Raw genomic sequence first — 17,133 nt, forward strand, 5'->3', positions numbered from 1 at the left:
ACAGTCAGCATAAGGATTTGACCATGGTACTTGAGATTGCAGAATTCGACATCATCGCCGGTAAGGAAAGCGATTTTGAAGCAGGCGTACGCGAGGCGCTGCCTCTGTTCATGGCTGCTAAGGGCTATCGCAGTATTGCCCTGAAACGGATCATCGAAAAGCCGGGCAGTTATCGCCTAATGGTGGAATGGGAAAATCTAGAGGACCACACCGTCACTTTCCGTAATTCGGAAGCCTTCCAGAAGTGGCGCGCAATTGTCGGTTCATATATTGCTGACATCTCACGTGTTGATCATTCAGAGGCGGTCATTGAAGCCCCTTGAAATTAAAACCGCTTTTTCGACCAACTAACAACGCTGAGCGACATGATCATACTCGCCGATACAGTCACCAAAGTTGGAAACGATGTACATTCTGCCGTTCTAATATGTGGGTCGCATGGCGGGGTCTATCCCGGTTATCTCGCTGCAAAGGCTGGGATCAGAGGTGTGATTTTTAACGATGCCGGAGGAGGCAAAGACAATGCCGGCATCGGATCGTTTGCCTATCTGGAAGCTCTAGGCATTGCAGCCGCCACAGTCAGTAACACGTCCTGCCGGATCGGGGATGCAACGGATATGGTTGCCCGCGGTTGCATCAGTCGGGCAAACGGTCTGGCAAGGGCACTTGGTGTTGCCAATGGCGAAGCCTGCCTGATGGCAGCAGAGAAGCTGGAAGGGGCTTCCCTGGCGCTAGGACATCAGATTGAGCCGGTGAGGGAGGGGCGCAATGTTTACAGTGCGACCACGAAACGCCGTATTATTCTGATCGATTCAGCAAGTCTCGTATTGCCGGAAGACAAGTACCAGATTGTAGTCACCGGCTCCCATGGGGGACTGCTTAGCGGCAATGATCATTTGGCGCTGCAGACGGAAGCCTATGCTGGCGTCTTTCACGATGCGGGCATCGGCATCGACGGCGCTGGTGTTACGCGGCTTCCAGCACTCGACAGGCGCGGCATTGCCGGAATCGCGGTCAACGGGAATTCGGCCCGGATCGGCGACGCGCGTTCAGTCTTCGAAGACGGCATCATTTCGTGTGTCAACGAGACAGCCTTCGAGCTTGGTGCAATTGTTGGAGAACGCGTGCGCGATAGACTGCTCACCTGGAGCGCAGGTTAGATCACGGTGCGCCCCTTCGGAAATACAAAGTACGTTTTAACTTATAGGTAGGGCAGCAGACCGCAAGCCGGGATCCACTTTTCGGTATTTTACTTCAATTAGGCAAGTTGAAGCAGTATCGCTTCGCCCTGTCCAAAGCCGCCACAGATGGCGCAGACAGCGGTGCCGCCACCTCGAGCACGCAGCCTTTCGATCGCCTGAATGGCGATACGGACACCGCTGGCACCAAGCGGGTGGCCGATTGCGACCGAACCGCCGAATATGTTGGTCCTTTCGCGCAGCATCTCGAGATTGGTTCCAGATTCATCCGCTAGAATGAGCGTGCTGACGAGAGGTGTTGCGGCAAAGGCTTCATTGATCTCGATCACTTCGACATCATCCAACGTCAGTTGATTCCGTCGCAGAACTTGGATGATTCCTGCAGCGGGAATAGACGTTCCGCTTTGCAGATCGCCAGCGAGCTGTACCCAGTCAAGAATCTCGGCTGATTCACCTATGCTTGTATCGGAAAGAATGATTCCTGCCGCCCCATCGGAAAGGCCCGGCGCGTTGCCCGCGGTGATGGTAGTGCTTCCGTTAATTGTTGGCAACTGTGCTAATCGCGCGCTAGTTGAATTTTCACGCGGTCCTTCATCGTCCGAGATCAGCCGGTCGCCGACCTCCAGTGCGTATATCTGGTTTTCGAAAAAGCCGGCCTGTTTCCCCGCGAAGTAACGTTCATGGCTACGTAACGCCCATAGGTCCTGCTCCGGACGACTGATGCCGTATTTGAGGGCTTCTTCAGACGTATACTGAGCGATCGTTTTGTCGCTGACCCTGCCGGAAAGCAGCAACGGATCGAAAAGGGAGAGACTGCTGATCCTGCGGTCATTACCTCGCTGAAGCAGCACAGGTGTGTTTGAAAGGCTTTCGACACCGATCGCTAACGCTTTCCGAGCGCTGCCCGCTTTCAGCCAAGTGGCTGCGTTGGAAATCGCGCTCATGCCAGAGCAGCACGCACGATCAACACCCTGGGATGGCGTCGCATTCGGTAGGCGCGAATGTATAATGCTCTGTCGCAACGTTGTCAGATGAGATCCACCGAGAAGACCTGAGCCACCCTGAACACTTTCCGGAAGCAGCTCTGGATATTCATCACGCTCAAGCAGGCCGTCGATGAGCCGCGTTCCGAGCTGGATGGCATCCAACGATGAAAGACAGCCACGGAATTTTCCAAACGGCGTCCGAGCCAGCGCAGTAACGTAGACTCGCGTCATGTCGCCGCGACCTCCATCTGCCGGATCACTTTTTTGTCGATCTTGCCTGTCGGCGATTTAGGAATCAAGGCCAGCCTGTGGAACTCCTTGGGAGCCTTGAACTGAAGCTGTTCCTTGCAATAGGCTTTGAGAAGATCTTCATCAACGGTTTCGCCGGTGCGCTGGCTATAAAAGCATACTACCTTTTCACCCCAAGTTTCGCAGGTTTTGCCGACAACAGCGACCTCGTCAACGCCGGGGTAGCTGGCTACGACCGTCTCAACCTCGGAAGGATAGATGTTGAAACCACCTGAAATGATCATGTCCTTGATGCGCCCAACCAGGCGGAACAGTCCGGGTTCTTCTTCAAGGCCAAGATCACCGCTGGCGACGTAGCCAGCGCAAATCGTCTCGCGGGTGATCTCAGGCTGGTTCCAGTATCCGGCCATGGTATGCGAGCCCCGAAGATATATCTCTCCAACTTCTCCGCGTTGCACTGGCCTCCCGTTTTCGCCAATGATCTTGATGTGGGCGAATGTGTAGGGCCGACCGACATAATCGGCATGCATGTACTTTTTATCGTTCTTGCGGAAGTCCATGTAGGTACACGTCATCATTGCTTCAGTCTGCCCATAGTTGATGACGATACGGTTGCCGAACACCTCCGCTGCGCGGTCTAGCTGCGCCTGTGTTACCGGCGCAGCGCCGATGCCGATCCACTTCAGCGTCCGGGCTAGAGGGTCATTTTTGTTCGTCGCCTCCACAATACGCATGAGGGTGGTGGGAACGCAGGTCACGATGGTGATCGGGTTGGTACGACTATAGGCGAGCATGCTATCAGTATCGCCACCGGCGAAGACGATATTGGTCGCGCCAGTCAGAAGACCGGCAAACAGGTAGCTCCACGCGGCATGAGTTAGTGGCCCGATGAAGGCTAAATGGTCATCCCTGTCGATGTCCCTGTCAATCAGCATATTGAGATATACAAAAGACCAGTTGCGGTGGGAGAGTGCAACACCTTTCGAGTTGCCCGTTGATCCCGATGTGTAGTTGATAGAGCAGATGTCTTCGGGGTTGAGCCGGTCGAGCCTGTTGAGGAACCGCATGTCGTTCTCGTGCGTCGGTGCAATATCCATGACGTCGACGAGACGTGCCGCGCAGGTGCCGGGAACGAGGTGGCGCGTAGCTTGCTCATAAAGCACCATCGATGGTGTGCAGTCGGCGATGATTTTGCTGATTTCGTTTTGTGAAACCTTGATATTGATGGGAACGCGGATGGCTCCCGCGAGCTCGATTGCTAGTGACACCCAGATGTACTGGTAGGAATTGGTGCAGAGAAGCGCAACCCGGTCGCCCGGCTGAACCATTAAGTTTAAGCTTCCCACAACGCCTCTAACCTTGTCCAGAAGCTCCCCATAGGTTATCTGGTTCGAGCCGAACACAAGGGCGGTCCGGGTACTGTTTTTGCGACTGTTTTCTAAAAGCTCTCGTGCGGGGATCATCGCGCCTATACTTCCTGTTGGGGTTGATCAACGACCTGCGCAGCTCTTGCCGCCATCGACCGGAATACAGACCCCGGTGACGTACTTCGCTTCATCAGAAGCGAGAAAGAGCGACGCGTAAGCAACGTCCCACGCATCGCCCATCTTGCCCATTGGCGACGCCGCATTACGCGCTTTTACCATGTCCTCGACGGTCGAATATTCGGTCGATATCTGCTTGTAAATCAATGGTGTATTCATCACGCCCGGCAGGACCGCGTTGGCGCGGATGCCATGCGGAGCATAGTTGACGGCGAGCGCCCGCGTGAAGTGATTAAGGCCGGCCTTTGAAGCGTAGTAGCCAAAGTAGGGCATCTTATTGATTTGGACCGAAGCAAGCGAAGATATGTTCACGATGGCGCCTGACCCTTGCGCGACCATGACCGGCAGGACATGCTTGCAGGTAAGAAACACGCTGGTCAGATTCGTGTCGAGAGAGAACTGCCATTCCTCCTCCGTCAGCTCAATCGGCCCGCCCATCTTGGTTACACCGACATTGTTGTGCAAAACGTCGATCCGACCATAGCGGTCTTTCACATAGTCAACGACGGACTCGATCTGCGCAGAATCGGTAACGTCCGCACTTAGGGCATCCATTTCATACCCCATTTCAGCAACGCGCCCCTTGGTCTCCTCGGCCGCAGACAGGTGAAGGTCGACACCGATGACCCGCGCCCCTTCCTGTGCGAAAAGGGCAGCAGTGGCCTTCCCATTGCCCCAGCCTTCGCCGGACGATCCGGCGCCAAACAAAAGAATGATCTTGTCCTTCAGGCGGTCTACCATTTTAGACGTCTCCGTGTGATTTTCTATCGGTCCGAGCGAAGCAAGGCGGCGGAAAGCTTCTGCGCCTCTTCGCGCAACAGACCCGCCAACCAGAGCGCCCTGTCGCCGTGAATGCGCTCTGCAATGGCGGTGATGTTGAGTGAGGCGACTGGACGTCCGCCCGCGTCCTTGATTGGCACTGCTACCGCGTTGATGCCGGGAATCATCAATCCTTCGACAAAGGCATAACCTTGGGCACGTGTCTGACGCACCAGCCCGCTGATTTTCTCCGGGCTGAACGTCGGATAGTCGGCTAGCCAACGTCTGTTGGCTTCAATAACAGCCTCGACTTCAGTGGGCGCCAGACTCCCAAGTATAGCGAGCCCTCCAGAGCCGACACCGAGTGGGCGGCTCTGGCCGACATTGAGCGAGAGCGTCCTGATCGGAAAGGCACCCTGTTCCCGACCGAGGCAAACGCTTCTCAGGCCTTCACGTACCTGGATGTAGGCAGTGTCTTCTGTTTCTTCGGCAAGTCGCATCAAGACCGGTTGCGCCAAGGTACCAATCTCGTTCACAGCAGCACTGCGGGCGAGCAAACCAAGGCCGGCGCCGAGATGATAACGGCGCGTGGCCATATCTTGATAGGTGAAACCTTCCTCGCTTAGTGCAGCCAGAATCCTGTGTGTTGTGGTCTTCCCAAAACCGGAAGCCTTGGCCACATCGCCCAAAGCGCCGCCGGAGCCACCGATCTCCGCGAGAACCCGCAGAATCTTTGTGGCTCGGGCGATCGACTTCACAGGCGTCGAATCTTGATTCTGTTCCATCTCGCTATCACTTTTCTATTCCATACTGATGCGCAATTATTCCGCGATACGGAACAAAAGTCGAGGAAGCAAAGCTAAAAAACATTTGTTAAATATCAAAAATCAGCACTCATACACATAATAAGCGCCAAAAATCCCATAAAATCAATCATTTTGTGAATCCATAAATCCAAATTTCCTTAGTTGACAACATATCTATCACATGCAAATGTTCCGAAATCAAAGCAACAAGATTCCGTATCTCGGAACAATATTGGGAGCTCTGCTTATGAAGTCACTTTTCACATCCATGCTCGCCGTATCGACGGTGCTGGCTGGCGTTTCATACGCCAGCGCCGAGGAGCGAACAGCGATCCGCATTGGTCTAACTGTTTCATCCACTGGTCCCTATGCGGTCGCATCTCAGTCTGGCGAACGTGGCATCGGAATCTGGGTCGACGACGTCAACGCACGCGGCGGCATTGAGCTGGATGGTAAGAAGTATCCTGTGGAACTAGTTAAGCGCGATGACCGCAGCGACAAGCAACTCGTCGCGCGGGTCTATGAATCGCTGATCACTGAGGAAAAAGTCGACGCCCTGATTGCGCCATTTAGCTCGACGCTAGTGGGTGTTGCGGCGCCGACCGTCGAATCGCGCGGTGGCTTTATGGTCAGCTGGGCAGGGTCGTCGGACCAATTGTTCCAGCAGGGTTACAAGAATATCGTTTCCGTCACCGCGCAGGCGTCGCAAATTCCTGTCACGAGCATTGCTCTCGCGAGTCAACTCGGCGTTAAGAAGCTTGCAGTGGTGTCCATTGACGAGCCGTTCCCGGCCAGTGCTGCATCGGCAGCAAAGAAAATGGCTGAGGAGGCCGGCATCGAAGTTGTGCTTTTTGAGCACTATGCAAAGGGTACAAGAGACTTCTCGATCTTGCTCCAGAAGGCTCAGGCTGCCGGGGCAGATGGTTTCTACTCGTCATCCTATGATGCTGACTTGATCCCGATGCTTCGTCAGATGCGCGAACGCGAAATCGACTTCTCCTACAACTATATGCTTTATGGTTCATCGCCTGCCGTGCTCGAAACGGGTCCGGATGCCGACTATATCTTCAGCCACACTCAGTTCGATGCAAATGTTAACTGGCCGGTCACTGATGGGTTGGCGACCAAGGAGTTCCTCGCGGCTTATGGCAAGCTTTATCCGAATGCTGCCTACCCGGCGGACTTCCAGACTGCGTTGGCCTATGGCGCTGGCGTGATCCTCGAGAAATCGATAGCAACGGCAAATTCGGTTGAGCCGCAAAAGCTCAAGCAAGCAGCGCTTGATTTTAGCGCTAACACGATCATCGTTTCCGGAGAGTTTAAGATCGACGAAACTGGATTCCAGCGAGGCATGACGCCAATCGTCTTGCAGAAGCAGCCGAACGGTCTGCAGATTGTTGCTCCAGAGGAAGTGAAAACTGCGGATCCGGTTTATCCGATCCCGGCATGGTCCTCGCGTTGAAAACAGCCGGTGTGTCGCTGAAATGCGCGCACCGGTTCATTTCTGGTTATCAGCGCATGCTTGCCAACAGTTACGGCCTGCGCTGGTAGTTTCGTGCAACAGTCAATACAGAGTGTAATATTGTGTCTTCCAGCCGGCTTATTTGGATACGGACATCGATATGGCTCGCGTTTCTTGCCATCTCGGCAGTAGCGCTTGCCCTATTGCCTGTATATGGGTTCAGTCTCGCATTCTGGTTCTATCTCCTTTTGTGGATCACGCTCGCATCAGGACTGAATGTCATGGCCGGGTTCACAGGCTATCTACCATTCGGCTATGTTGCCTTCTATGGCGTCGGTGCCTACGCGACTGCCGTTGCCGTGAAGATGCACGGGCTGCCCATCTGGGGCGGGTTCATTGTAGCCGCGCTGGCGGGGGCACTTCTGAGCTTGCTTTTTGCGCGCACGCTGGTGCTGCGTGGCATCTATTTCTCGATCGTGTCACTTGCTTTGGCGGTGATCTGTCGCCTACTTATCGCAGCTATGCCGGAGGACGTCGCGGGTGGATCCTACGGCATTTCACTCGGTTTCTCAGATCCGGTCGGCGCGTACTACGCCATTTTGGCTCTGTTGCTTGCCACGTTGCTGACGGTGACATGGCTCGCTCAATCCCGGCTGGGTATGGCACTGCGCGCAATCCGCGATGATCCTGACACGGCAGAAACCATTGGTATCAACATCGGCAATGCCCGCCTCAAGGCGTGGGTCCTGTCAGCCGTAATTGCATCACTGACCGGCGGTATTGAGGCTTGGTACACCAGCATCGTTGACACTGAAACGGCTTTCAATCTGCTGGTTAGCACCAAGGCGATTATCTTCGCTGTCGCGGGTGGCCTAGGAACCGTTATCGGTCCGGTTATTGGCACGTTAGTCATGCTCGTCGTTGACGATCTCATCTGGCAGAACTTCCCAATCCTGAACGTCTTCCTGCTCGGCATGGTGATCGTTCTGCTGATGATGTTTTTGCCGAGCGGCATCGTGGGTTCGCTTGTTCGGTACAAGCGTTCACTGCGCCGCTTCCTCTTCTGAGACGGAACCGTTCTCATGCTTACTACGCTATTCATCCAAGCCCTGGTCTCGGGCGTTATCTTGGGCGCTCTCTACGGACTGATAGGCTGTAGCCTGACCATTATCTATGGCTCCATGCGGATCGTAAATTTTTCTCACGGCGAGTTCGTGGTGGCGGGCTGCTATGCAGTGTTTGTGTTTTTTGCGGCGTCCCATCTCCATCCGCTTCTGTCGGTTCCGCTCGTCTTTATTGGCTTTTTCGGTATTGGAGTGTGCCTCTATTTTCTTTTTGTTCCGCGCCTGAGCCGTTCCGACGATCCGGAGGTCGCATCCTTTCTGACTTTCTACGGCGTCTCTCTAATGGCCGGCGCTATCCTGTTGTATTTCTTCGAGGCTGACACGCGCTCGCTGAACTACACGTTTAAGCCAAGCGTCTTCAAGGTTGGCGGTGTATTCATTCCGACCGCACATATGGTGGCGCTTGCTACGGGCATCGCTATCATCGGTGCACTGACTTGGTTCCTCTATCGGACGATCTATGGAAAAGCTCTACGTGCCGCGATTATGAACCGCGACGCCATCCAGATCGTCGGTGTTAACATCGAGCATCTGTCCGCAATGGCGTTCGGCCTCGCGATCGGCCTCGCCGGAACGACAGGCGTACTACTAGCGCTCGTTTTTCCTGCTTTCGGTCCGTTTTCCGGCATCGATTTTACACTGATCGGCTTCGTCGTGATCGTCCTTGGTGGCCTCGGCCATCCGATCGGTGCGATCATTGGCGGCATCGTCTTCGGCATTGCCGAGCAGGTTTCCATCGTCTTCTTGCCGCAGTCGCTCTCCCAGGCCGTCGGCTTCCTGATCCTCATCGGCACGATTGCGCTACGCCCCGCCGGTCTCTTTGGAAAGGTTTACCTGCGATGAAAGCTGCTTCCAAAAAAAACCGGTGCTTCTCCAGATTGGAAGTGGTGTTTCAATGCTCGAAGTAAACGCTCTGCGAAAGGTATTCGGCGGTAACGTTGCCGTCGACACCATCTCCTTCAATGTACCTGACAACAGCATACTTGGTCTGATCGGCGTCAATGGTTCGGGCAAAACGACCATCATGAACTGTATCAACGGTATCTATCACGCCACCGAAGGCTCTATAAGATTTCGAGGCAACGAACTGATCGGTAAGAAGCCGTACGAGATCGCGCGCCTCGGTATCGGTCGCACCTTTCAGGTTCCCAGGTTGTTTCGGCGTCTGACCCTGACGGAGAACCTGATCCTGCCAGTTCTCAACGATAGCCGCAGCAACAAGGAACTGATGGACAAGGCGGAGGCTCTTTTGGCTGACGTCGATCTTCATCGCATCCGCGACAACTATGCGGAGGAACTGTCTGGCGGCCAGCAGAAGCTCGTCGAACTCCTGCGCGTGATGATGCTTGATCCGGAACTGATCCTGCTGGACGAGCCGTTTGCGGGCGTGCATCCGAACCTGTGCAAGATATTTCTAGACCAGATCCTTAAACTGAAGAATGGCGGCAAAAGCTTCATTCTGGTCAGTCACGATCTCACGTCTGTCTATAGCCTGTCGGAACATCTCCTCGTCCTGGATCAGGGCAAGACAATCGCGGAGGGTGACGCCAAAGCGATTCAGACCAATCCCGACGTTATCGAAGCATTCCTAGGACGATGATCATGGCTGGTTCACACACAAACGTTGCACACGGTGAGGTGATCCTCGCGCTGGAAGACGTCTCGGTTTCATACCAGGGTGATATTACCATTCTAGACCATCTCAACCTGTCTGCGCGCAAGGGGACGGTTACGGGCATCATCGGACCGAACGGCGCCGGCAAGTCGACTGCGCTGAAGACCCTCTACGGCTTTCTCAAACCATCGACGGGTCACATCCGCTACAAAGGCGAAAGTCTGAATGGCAAGCCGCCTTTCACGTTCATTGAACGAGGAATCGCATTCGTGCCGCAGAACCGCAGCCTGTTCGGCGATCTGACGGTCGAGGACAACCTGCTACTTGGCTGCTGGGTATTCCGCAAGGATTCCGTTCGGGTGAAACGGGTTCTTGATTCCGCCTATGCCCAGTTCCCGATCCTTGGCGAAAAACGTAGCGACCCCGCTTCGAGCCTCAGCGGCGGGCAGCAGCGCTTTCTTGAACTGGCACGTGCCCTAGCGCTTGAGCCGGAAGTCGTTCTTCTCGATGAGCCGACCGCCATGATTGCACCGCGCCTGTCGCGCGAGATCTATGATTTCATCAAGAAACTGCCGTCGAAGGGCATCACCGTTGTGCTGGTGGATCAGAACGTGCGGCAGTGCGCTGCCGTGTCGGACTATCTGTACGTGTTGGAGCTCGGGCGCAATAAGGCCGAGGGTGGGCGCGAGATGTTTGAAGGCGATTCAGCTCTTCACAAGCTCATTGCCGAATGGCTGGAATACAAGATCGACTGATATGTCGCCGCTATCTATTGCTTCGAGAGCGAATGCTGATGAACTCGCGCAAACTTGCTGACCTTGCCATTCACGAATTGGCGCCACTGCTTGAAACTGGCGATGTCTCCCCGGTTGAGCTGCTGAAGGTATGTTTGCAGCGTATCGAGCAGACGGATTCGACGCTGCGCGCATTTCTTCTCGTGTGTGCTGATAGTGCCCTTGATGCGGCCCGACAAGTCGAACAGGAGATTGCAGAAGGCCACTACAGGGGAAAGCTTCACGGCATTCCGTTCGCCGTTAAGGATCTGCTGGATGTTACTGGATTGCCGACTACTGCGGGTTCACTGCACCTGAAGGACAACATAGCCGACCAGACCGCTACCGTCGTCGAACGCGCTGTGGCGGCAGGAGCAGTTTTTCTCGGCAAGCTCCATATGGTGGAGTTCGCGTTCGGTGGCTGGGGTACCAATACCCACTTCGGTGCACCGCGGAATCCCTGGGATCTGCAAGTACATCGATCACCTGGGGGGTCTTCTAGCGGCTCCGGAGTTGCAGTGGCTGCCGGAATGGTGCCGTTTTCGCTGGCCTCGGATACAGGCGGGTCTATTCGCAGTCCGGCGTCGATGAACGGGATCGTCGGACTGAAGCCAACCCTAGCCAGTGTTAGTACGCATGGTGTGTTCCCACTCAGCCGGACGCTGGATTCGATCGGTACGCTGGCGCGGACGGTGGAAGATGCTGCAATCATATTCGATGCCCTCTCGGGGTCAGATGACCGTGACCCGGCCACATGGGACAGTGCGCCGCCGCGTGTCCTTCGCGGACTGAAAACGACGGTTCGTGGCATGCGCGTCGGTGTTGTCAGCAATGCTCAGTTACCCAATGTGCAATTTGAAGTCCTCGATGCGCTGGAACAGTCGGTAGAGGTCTTTCGTGAACTTGGCGTGGACGTGGTCGACATTGAGCTTCCGAGAAAACCGATCGACTACTGCGTCGGGGCGTCCCATATCATCCGCACCGAAGGTTACGCCAACCTCGCTGATCTGATGACGGAGGATCGTGGTGAGTTCGACCCCTTCGTTCGTGAACGCATACATGCCGGCCGCGGCGGGTCGGCCGCTGACTATGCCACGCGCCTCGCAGAAAGAAGCACCGATATGGTTGCCATGCGCTCGACGCTTGAGGGGCTTGATGCACTGTTACTTCCTACGACGCCGATCGCTTCGCCGCCCCTATCAGAGGTCGACGAGGGCGCGATGCCGCTTTCGGATTTGACCCGGTTCGTCAACTATCTTGGATTGTGCGCGCTCGCCCTTCCGAATGGCTCGAACGGTAATGGCATGCCAATTTCACTGCAGATCGTTGCTCCCGCATTCGGTGAGGATGTGGTGATGCGGCTTGGATGGGCATTTGAGAATGCCACGCAGTGGCACGACCGTCGACCAGACATTTCATCCCTGTTGCTCGGAACGTGCAACCAAAAGACCTGAAGAGGAATATGTCCAATGGCTATAGAGCTTACGGGTGGCGAAGCAATCGCCCGAATGATCTCGCTTTACAAACCCGGACCGATCTATGGCATGGGCGGTTTTCAACTGCTGCCGTTTTACGATGCCGCACGCCGCCTGAAGTTGAAGCACTATCTGATCAATGATGAGCGCGCCGGCATCTTCGCAGCGGACGCTTACGCTAAGGTGTCCGGCCGCGTTGGCCTTGCAGATGCCACGCTCGGGCCAGGCGCAACCAACTTGGTAACTGGCCTCGTCGAAGCGCTTAACGCCGGCACTCCGATGGTCGTACTTGTCGGCGATTCCCACCGCGAGCATTCTTGGAAGAACATGACCCAGGAAAGTCGGCAGATTGAGATCCTCCGTCCGGCGGTGAAGGAACTCCTTCGCATAGAGATCATCTCGCGCATCCCGGAACTGGTCCGCCGCGCGTTTGCCGTCGCGACTTCAGGACGCCCCGGTCCTGTCGTCATAGACGTGCCTGAAGACATCTCACATGGCGTCTACGAATTCGAAGAATCTGATTTCTACGCGGTCGCAGCCCACGAATCTATTCCAGCGATTCGTTGCCGGCCAGATGCGGCCGCATTAGCCGAAGCAGCCGAACTGATTACAGAAGCGCGGATGCCTATCGTTCTGGCTGGCGGCGGCGTGCACCTCAGTGATGCAGCCGATGTGCTGACCGCTTTCTCGCAGGCGTTCAACATGCCTGTCGCACACACGTTGAGCGGAAAGGGCGCAATCCCATGCACTAGCACCCTGAGCGCAGGTCTTTTCGGTCGTTACGATCGTATCGCTAACAAGCTGATTGAGGAGTCTGATCTGATTTTGGTGGTGGGCTGCAAACTTGGCGAGATTGCCACCAAGCGCTTCACGGTTCCCCCACGTGGCAAGCGGATCGTTCATATAGATCTTCTTCCCGAGGAATTTGGGCGCACGACCGATTGTGACTTGGCACTCTGGGGTGACGTGGGAGCGACCATTTCTGAACTTCAGGAGATACTTGCACCGAAGGGAGAGTTCATTCACGCGCGCCAGGCGAACTATGCAGCCGAAGTCGGCAAGCGCATGGAAGCGTGGCGGAGGGATGTCAGCGCTCGCTTGAATTCAGACGAAATTCCGGTCAGCATGGCCCGTTTGTTGACGGAATTGAACAAGGCGCTTCCGGAAGACGGTATCCTGATTGCGGACGGCGGTTTTGCGGCGCATTGGGGCGGGCTGCTTTTCGACACCAAACGCGCCGGACGTGCGTTTGTGCCTGATCGCGGTTTTGCATCTATTGGCTACGGGCTGCCGGCTGCAATCGGCGCGCGCGCAGCCTCGGACACACGTCCGATCTTTGCCATCACCGGTGATGGTGGTTTCAATATGATGCTTGGCGAACTTGAAACCGCACGACGGCTCAAGCTCGATTTTACCATCATAGTGGTGAACAACGCTGCATCCGGCTATATCAAAGCGCTTCAGCATCTCATGTACGGTGCTGAGGGGTATCATGCGTCAGATCTCGAAGAGACCAACTATGCAAAAATCGCGGAGGCGATGGGCGTGCGGGGTATCCGCGTCGAGCATCCAAACCAACTTGAGGAGGCACTGGAGCAGGCAATGTCGGCAAAAGGACCGGTAATCATGGACGTAGTAGTTACACGCGATCCGGCCAAGATGCTGCCGGGCGTCGACAACCGTACCGTCAAGGTCAAAAAGGGCGACCGCATCGCATAATGTAGCCAGCTTTTTGGCATCGCTGAACAGTTGAGCGGGCATGGCGATCAACTCGGAGAATTCAGTGATGCGGCGAATTTCGAGTTGCTAGATGCGGTCACACGTCGGACTGCTGATTACCACTCAGAACTGATTGGATGGATACTTCCTCCTTCTTGTGAGGTGTCACACATAACTTTGGCACATTGCGATGTCGTTGGGAGAGATATCCATCCCATCATTTCTCGGTGGAAATCAACACGGATTGTGATTGTCAACGGCGGAGTAAAAAACGGCCAATGGGCGGAGTAAAACCAGGCCACTTATGGTGCACGTATGAGACCTCCGGGCGGACGTAGCCCGAGCGGGGGTCTCATGCGTGTGCGGTCATTTTCTGAGAGGGCTTCAGCCGGCCTTTCGGGCGCGGCTTTGGGTGAGACGATAGCTGTCGCCATTCATCTCAAGGATGCTGACGTGGTGGGTGATACGATCCAGCAGCGCGCCGGTCAGACGTTCAGATCCGAGCGTTTCGGTCCATTCGTGAAACGGTAGGTTGCTGGTGATCAGGGCGGCTCCGCGCTCGTCTCGCGCCTCCATCATTTCGCTGACCAGGGCAGCCCACTCGACGAGCCCGCCAAGACACTGAAAGCGGGAGCGCACGGTGTTCCCGGGGGCGAGAACATGTTGCGGCGGCCGGATGGCTCGGGGCGCTACTTCACGGTGCGCGCGAGCGCGCATCTGCAGACGTTCCCAGACGACATGATGTTCCACGGCTCGTGGACCGAGACCATGCAGCAGCTAGGCAACGGGGTGCCATGCCAACAGGCGCGGATCGTCGCCTCGGGAGTGCGCGACCGACTGTAGGTCGCATAGATTGCTACGACGGACGAGTAAATGAGGAGCTGATGTGCTGCCCGACTTCGGGTCTGCTACTTGCGGCCAACTAAGATCATGGTGAACAACCAAGCCCTAAACCCCGATCCATCCGCGCTCTGATTAGCTTTGTTGCCCGGGCATGCTCCGGTGTGCCGGGAAACAGCTTTCCGAGTTGCAGGTCAATCATGAGATCCTTGTCTTCGAGGGTTTCGCCGTTGGATTGCGCCAGTTCGGAGAAAACCTGCCTACATTCCCGATCGGTCACCTTCGCATAATTGCGCTCGGTGATGGCTTCGTTTTCATGCCCACCATTGTGGGACCACGCTTTTCGTTGCCGCCGTGTACTACAGTATCTGTCCTTTCGGAAGAACACGTTGTGACGCGCCGAATGCGGATTGAAAAAGGGGAGTTTTGCGGCCTCACTGGCGCGGCGAAAAGCTTTCTCAACGCCGCTTGAGGACGCCCAGGGTTCGATCGGTTCCCTGCTCTTGATTTGCCAGTAAGCGATGCGGCCCAGTTCTTTATCCGGCGGAAACAACGCATCATCACCCATGGCGCCAAAACGCTCAAGTTCTCGGATCCAGTCGGTCAGCGTCTGCTCGAAGATGGGATCTCCCGGAAAGAACCAGGTTGTCTGCGTCTTGCTGTTCTTGATCCGGCTCTCGGTTGCGATCTGAAAGGCGCAGTGACGTTCCAGGTTGATATGCTTGATCCGAAGTGAAGCCGTCGCATTGGCACGTGTGCCAAGCAGGAAAGAAGTTGCCACGATAGCCCGGTCCCGCCGCTCGACAAGTGAATTGCCGGGTATCGATGAAACGAGCAGCACAGCTTCTTCATCAGCTGGGTATGGCCTGGGCTCCGGCTTTTTGGCGCGGGCCGTATCCGCTTTCGACAGGGTTACGTAGTCCGGCAACGACCGCGGCAGTTTCTCCATGTGGTCCTGCTTGATCAACCAATCGAGAAATCGACGGATATGTGAAGCTCGGTGCCTTAACGTGGATATGCTGAGGGAATCGGCTTCATTGGTGTTCGCACGCCTGCGAAGCTCGGTGCGATAGCGATCAACATCATCGTTCGTGTAGCGCTTGAAGTCCTTCCTGCCCAGAAATGCCTCCATTTCCCGAACTGTGGACAAGAGCGCATCAGTCGTCTTTGGGTTGAATCGTCTGCAATAGACTAGATGGGGTAACGGGCTGCCAAGCCGGCCGACGGAGGCAGGGTTGGTGAGAAGGTGGTCGTCCCTCACACTGATGGTGTGAACGGAGTCGGGACGGATCCCGCTCCAAGCATCGAGGAGAGACGACCATGGAGCATTATGCAGGGATTGACGTTTCATTGGAATCTTCGAGCGTGTGCGTTGTCGACGCCAGTGGCAAGATCGTTCGCGAGAGTAAGGTGGCAAGCGAACCGGCAGCGCTGATCGGCTGGTTTGCGTCGCTCGGCTTTGAGCTGGTGCGCATCGGACTGGAAGCTGGCCCCCTATCGCAATGGCTTTATGCGGCCATGCGGCAAGACGGCCTTGCAGTCGAGCTTCTGGAGACGCGGCATGTGCGTGACGCCTTCAAGGCGATGCCGGTGAAGACGGACCGGAATGATGCGCGTGGGATCGCGCAGTTGATGCGGTTGGGTTGGTTCCGGCCGGTGCATTGCAAATCTTTGGCAGCGCAGGAGGTTCGGGCAGTGCTGACGGCGCGCAAGCTGGTTCAATCGAAGTTGCGGGATATGGAGAACAGTGTGCGTGGCATTTTGCGCGGCTTCGGGCTGAAGGTCGGCCCGACCACGCCGCGCCACTTTGCCGAACGCATCCGCGATCTCGTGGTCGGCCATGAGAACCTGCAGATTGTGACGGGGGGACTGCTTTCGGTGCATGCCGTGCTCTTGCGCGAGTTTCAGGCTTTCGAAAAGCAAGTTCGAGCGCTGGTGCGTCAGGATATAAGGACCAGGCAGTTAATGACCACACCGGGAGTGGGGCCGATCGTGGCGCTTACATATGCGTCTGCCATCGACGACCCGGATCGTTTCTCCTCCTCCAAGCAAGTGGGCGCGCATTTCGGGCTGACGCCAAGGCGGTATCAGTCCGGCGAGACCGACTACAGCGGCCGCATCAGCAAGATCGGTGACGCGGCGGTGCGCACGGCGCTGTTTGAAGCCGCCCACATCATGCTGACCAAACCGCTCAAGGGCTGCACGGCGCTCAAGAGTTGGGCGATGCGGATTGCCCGACGTGCCGGAATGAAGAAGGCAAAGGTTGCGCTCGCGCGCAAGCTCGCCGTGATCCTGCACCGCATGCTCGCCAACGGCACCGTCTTCAACGGTGAAGCCAAGTCGATGACGGGGGCCTAAAAAAGGAGAGCCAAGGTTCTCGGGTGGGCCACGACACCAGACCTTCCCGAAGCGAAGTCCCGTCGCCGGGACGATGGATCAGGTCAGACCGTAACAGCCTGCGTGGCATAGCGATCACGCGACTCTAGATTGGTCGACCTCATCCTCTTCAAACCCCATCAGGTGGCGGCTGCGCGCCGACCCCGTACAGAAGCAAGACCCCGGCGACTGGATGACGACAAAGG

The 17,133-nt window shown here is 56.0% G+C and carries 16 protein-coding genes and 1 pseudogene; 11 read left to right on the forward strand and 6 right to left on the reverse strand.

Annotated elements, in window-relative coordinates; translation table 11 throughout:
• Positions 1–23: 23 nt before the first annotated feature.
• Together ACK6D9_RS04470 and ACK6D9_RS04475 are read left to right on the forward strand one after the other, a co-directional pair.
• The gene (locus tag ACK6D9_RS04470; protein ID WP_412050788.1) at positions 24–323 is read left to right on the forward strand and encodes an antibiotic biosynthesis monooxygenase family protein; all 300 of its coding nucleotides are present in this window, start codon (positions 24–26) and stop codon (positions 321–323) included.
• 42 nt (positions 324–365) lie between these two features.
• Positions 366–1,160 (forward strand): hypothetical protein, encoded by a 795-nt coding sequence (locus ACK6D9_RS04475; RefSeq protein WP_412050789.1) that lies wholly within the window; start codon positions 366–368, stop codon positions 1,158–1,160.
• Between the two features lie 98 nt (positions 1,161–1,258).
• Here ACK6D9_RS04475 and ACK6D9_RS04480 read toward each other — a convergent pair whose 3' ends face one another.
• From ACK6D9_RS04480 to ACK6D9_RS04495, 4 genes are read right to left on the reverse strand one after another with little or no spacing between them, the layout of a single operon-like run.
• Positions 1,259–2,416, reverse strand: coding sequence for a thiolase family protein (locus ACK6D9_RS04480; protein ID WP_412050790.1), 1,158 nt, complete (start codon positions 2,414–2,416; stop codon positions 1,259–1,261).
• Entirely contained in the window at positions 2,413–3,897 is a 1,485-nt protein-coding gene (locus ACK6D9_RS04485) for a class I adenylate-forming enzyme family protein (RefSeq protein ID WP_412050791.1), read from the reverse strand. The genes ACK6D9_RS04480 and ACK6D9_RS04485 overlap by 4 nt, the downstream gene beginning before the upstream one ends.
• A 27-nt stretch (positions 3,898–3,924) precedes the next feature.
• Positions 3,925–4,719, reverse strand: coding sequence for an SDR family NAD(P)-dependent oxidoreductase (locus tag ACK6D9_RS04490; RefSeq protein ID WP_412050792.1), 795 nt, complete (start codon positions 4,717–4,719; stop codon positions 3,925–3,927).
• Between the two features lie 23 nt (positions 4,720–4,742).
• The gene (locus ACK6D9_RS04495) at positions 4,743–5,522 is read right to left on the reverse strand and encodes an IclR family transcriptional regulator (RefSeq protein WP_412050793.1); all 780 of its coding nucleotides are present in this window, start codon (positions 5,520–5,522) and stop codon (positions 4,743–4,745) included.
• Between the two features lie 268 nt (positions 5,523–5,790).
• Between ACK6D9_RS04495 and ACK6D9_RS04500 the strand changes: the two genes are divergently transcribed.
• The 7 genes from ACK6D9_RS04500 (at position 5,791) to ACK6D9_RS04530 (ending at position 13,711) form a co-directional block, all read left to right on the forward strand.
• Positions 5,791–7,005 carry an amino acid ABC transporter substrate-binding protein gene (locus ACK6D9_RS04500; protein ID WP_412050794.1) on the forward strand — a complete coding sequence of 405 codons (1,215 nt, stop codon included), beginning with the start codon at positions 5,791–5,793 and terminating at the stop codon, positions 7,003–7,005.
• A gap of 122 nt (positions 7,006–7,127) precedes the next feature.
• Positions 7,128–8,072, forward strand: coding sequence for a branched-chain amino acid ABC transporter permease (locus ACK6D9_RS04505; protein WP_412050795.1), 945 nt, complete (start codon positions 7,128–7,130; stop codon positions 8,070–8,072).
• A 15-nt stretch (positions 8,073–8,087) separates the two neighbouring features.
• Positions 8,088–8,972, forward strand: coding sequence for a branched-chain amino acid ABC transporter permease (locus tag ACK6D9_RS04510; RefSeq protein WP_412050796.1), 885 nt, complete (start codon positions 8,088–8,090; stop codon positions 8,970–8,972).
• Positions 8,973–9,024: 52 nt separating this feature from the next.
• Positions 9,025–9,729 carry an ABC transporter ATP-binding protein gene (locus ACK6D9_RS04515; RefSeq protein WP_412050797.1) on the forward strand — a complete coding sequence of 235 codons (705 nt, stop codon included), beginning with the start codon at positions 9,025–9,027 and terminating at the stop codon, positions 9,727–9,729.
• Between the two features lie 2 nt (positions 9,730–9,731).
• Complete coding sequence (locus ACK6D9_RS04520) at positions 9,732–10,499, forward strand: ABC transporter ATP-binding protein (RefSeq protein ID WP_412050798.1); 768 nt, start codon at positions 9,732–9,734, stop codon at positions 10,497–10,499.
• A gap of 38 nt (positions 10,500–10,537) precedes the next feature.
• Positions 10,538–11,971, forward strand: a complete 1,434-nt coding sequence (locus ACK6D9_RS04525) for an amidase (protein WP_412050799.1) — start codon at positions 10,538–10,540, stop codon at positions 11,969–11,971.
• 15 nt (positions 11,972–11,986) lie between these two features.
• Positions 11,987–13,711 (forward strand): thiamine pyrophosphate-binding protein, encoded by a 1,725-nt coding sequence (locus ACK6D9_RS04530; protein WP_412050800.1) that lies wholly within the window; start codon positions 11,987–11,989, stop codon positions 13,709–13,711.
• Positions 13,712–14,095: 384 nt separating this feature from the next.
• On the opposite strand, the pseudogene ACK6D9_RS04535 reads toward ACK6D9_RS04530, so the two are convergent.
• Positions 14,096–14,278: pseudogene (locus tag ACK6D9_RS04535) on the reverse strand (ATP-binding protein); the annotation flags it as partial.
• Between the two features lie 93 nt (positions 14,279–14,371).
• Between ACK6D9_RS04535 and ACK6D9_RS04540 the strand changes: the two are divergent.
• Positions 14,372–14,554 (forward strand): DNA cytosine methyltransferase, encoded by a 183-nt coding sequence (locus ACK6D9_RS04540; RefSeq protein ID WP_412050801.1) that lies wholly within the window; start codon positions 14,372–14,374, stop codon positions 14,552–14,554.
• A gap of 85 nt (positions 14,555–14,639) precedes the next feature.
• Here the strand turns inward: ACK6D9_RS04540 and ACK6D9_RS04545 are convergent, their stop codons facing one another.
• Complete coding sequence (locus ACK6D9_RS04545) at positions 14,640–15,683, reverse strand: tyrosine-type recombinase/integrase (protein WP_412050802.1); 1,044 nt, start codon at positions 15,681–15,683, stop codon at positions 14,640–14,642.
• Between the two features lie 188 nt (positions 15,684–15,871).
• Here ACK6D9_RS04545 and ACK6D9_RS04550 point away from each other — a divergent pair, with 188 nt between their 5' ends.
• Positions 15,872–16,909 (forward strand): IS110 family transposase, encoded by a 1,038-nt coding sequence (locus ACK6D9_RS04550; protein WP_412048717.1) that lies wholly within the window; start codon positions 15,872–15,874, stop codon positions 16,907–16,909.
• Positions 16,910–17,133: the final 224 nt, after the last annotated feature.

This window comes from Hoeflea sp. Naph1 (genome assembly GCF_046837775.1).
Classification (GTDB): Bacteria; Pseudomonadota; Alphaproteobacteria; order Rhizobiales; family Rhizobiaceae; genus Hoeflea.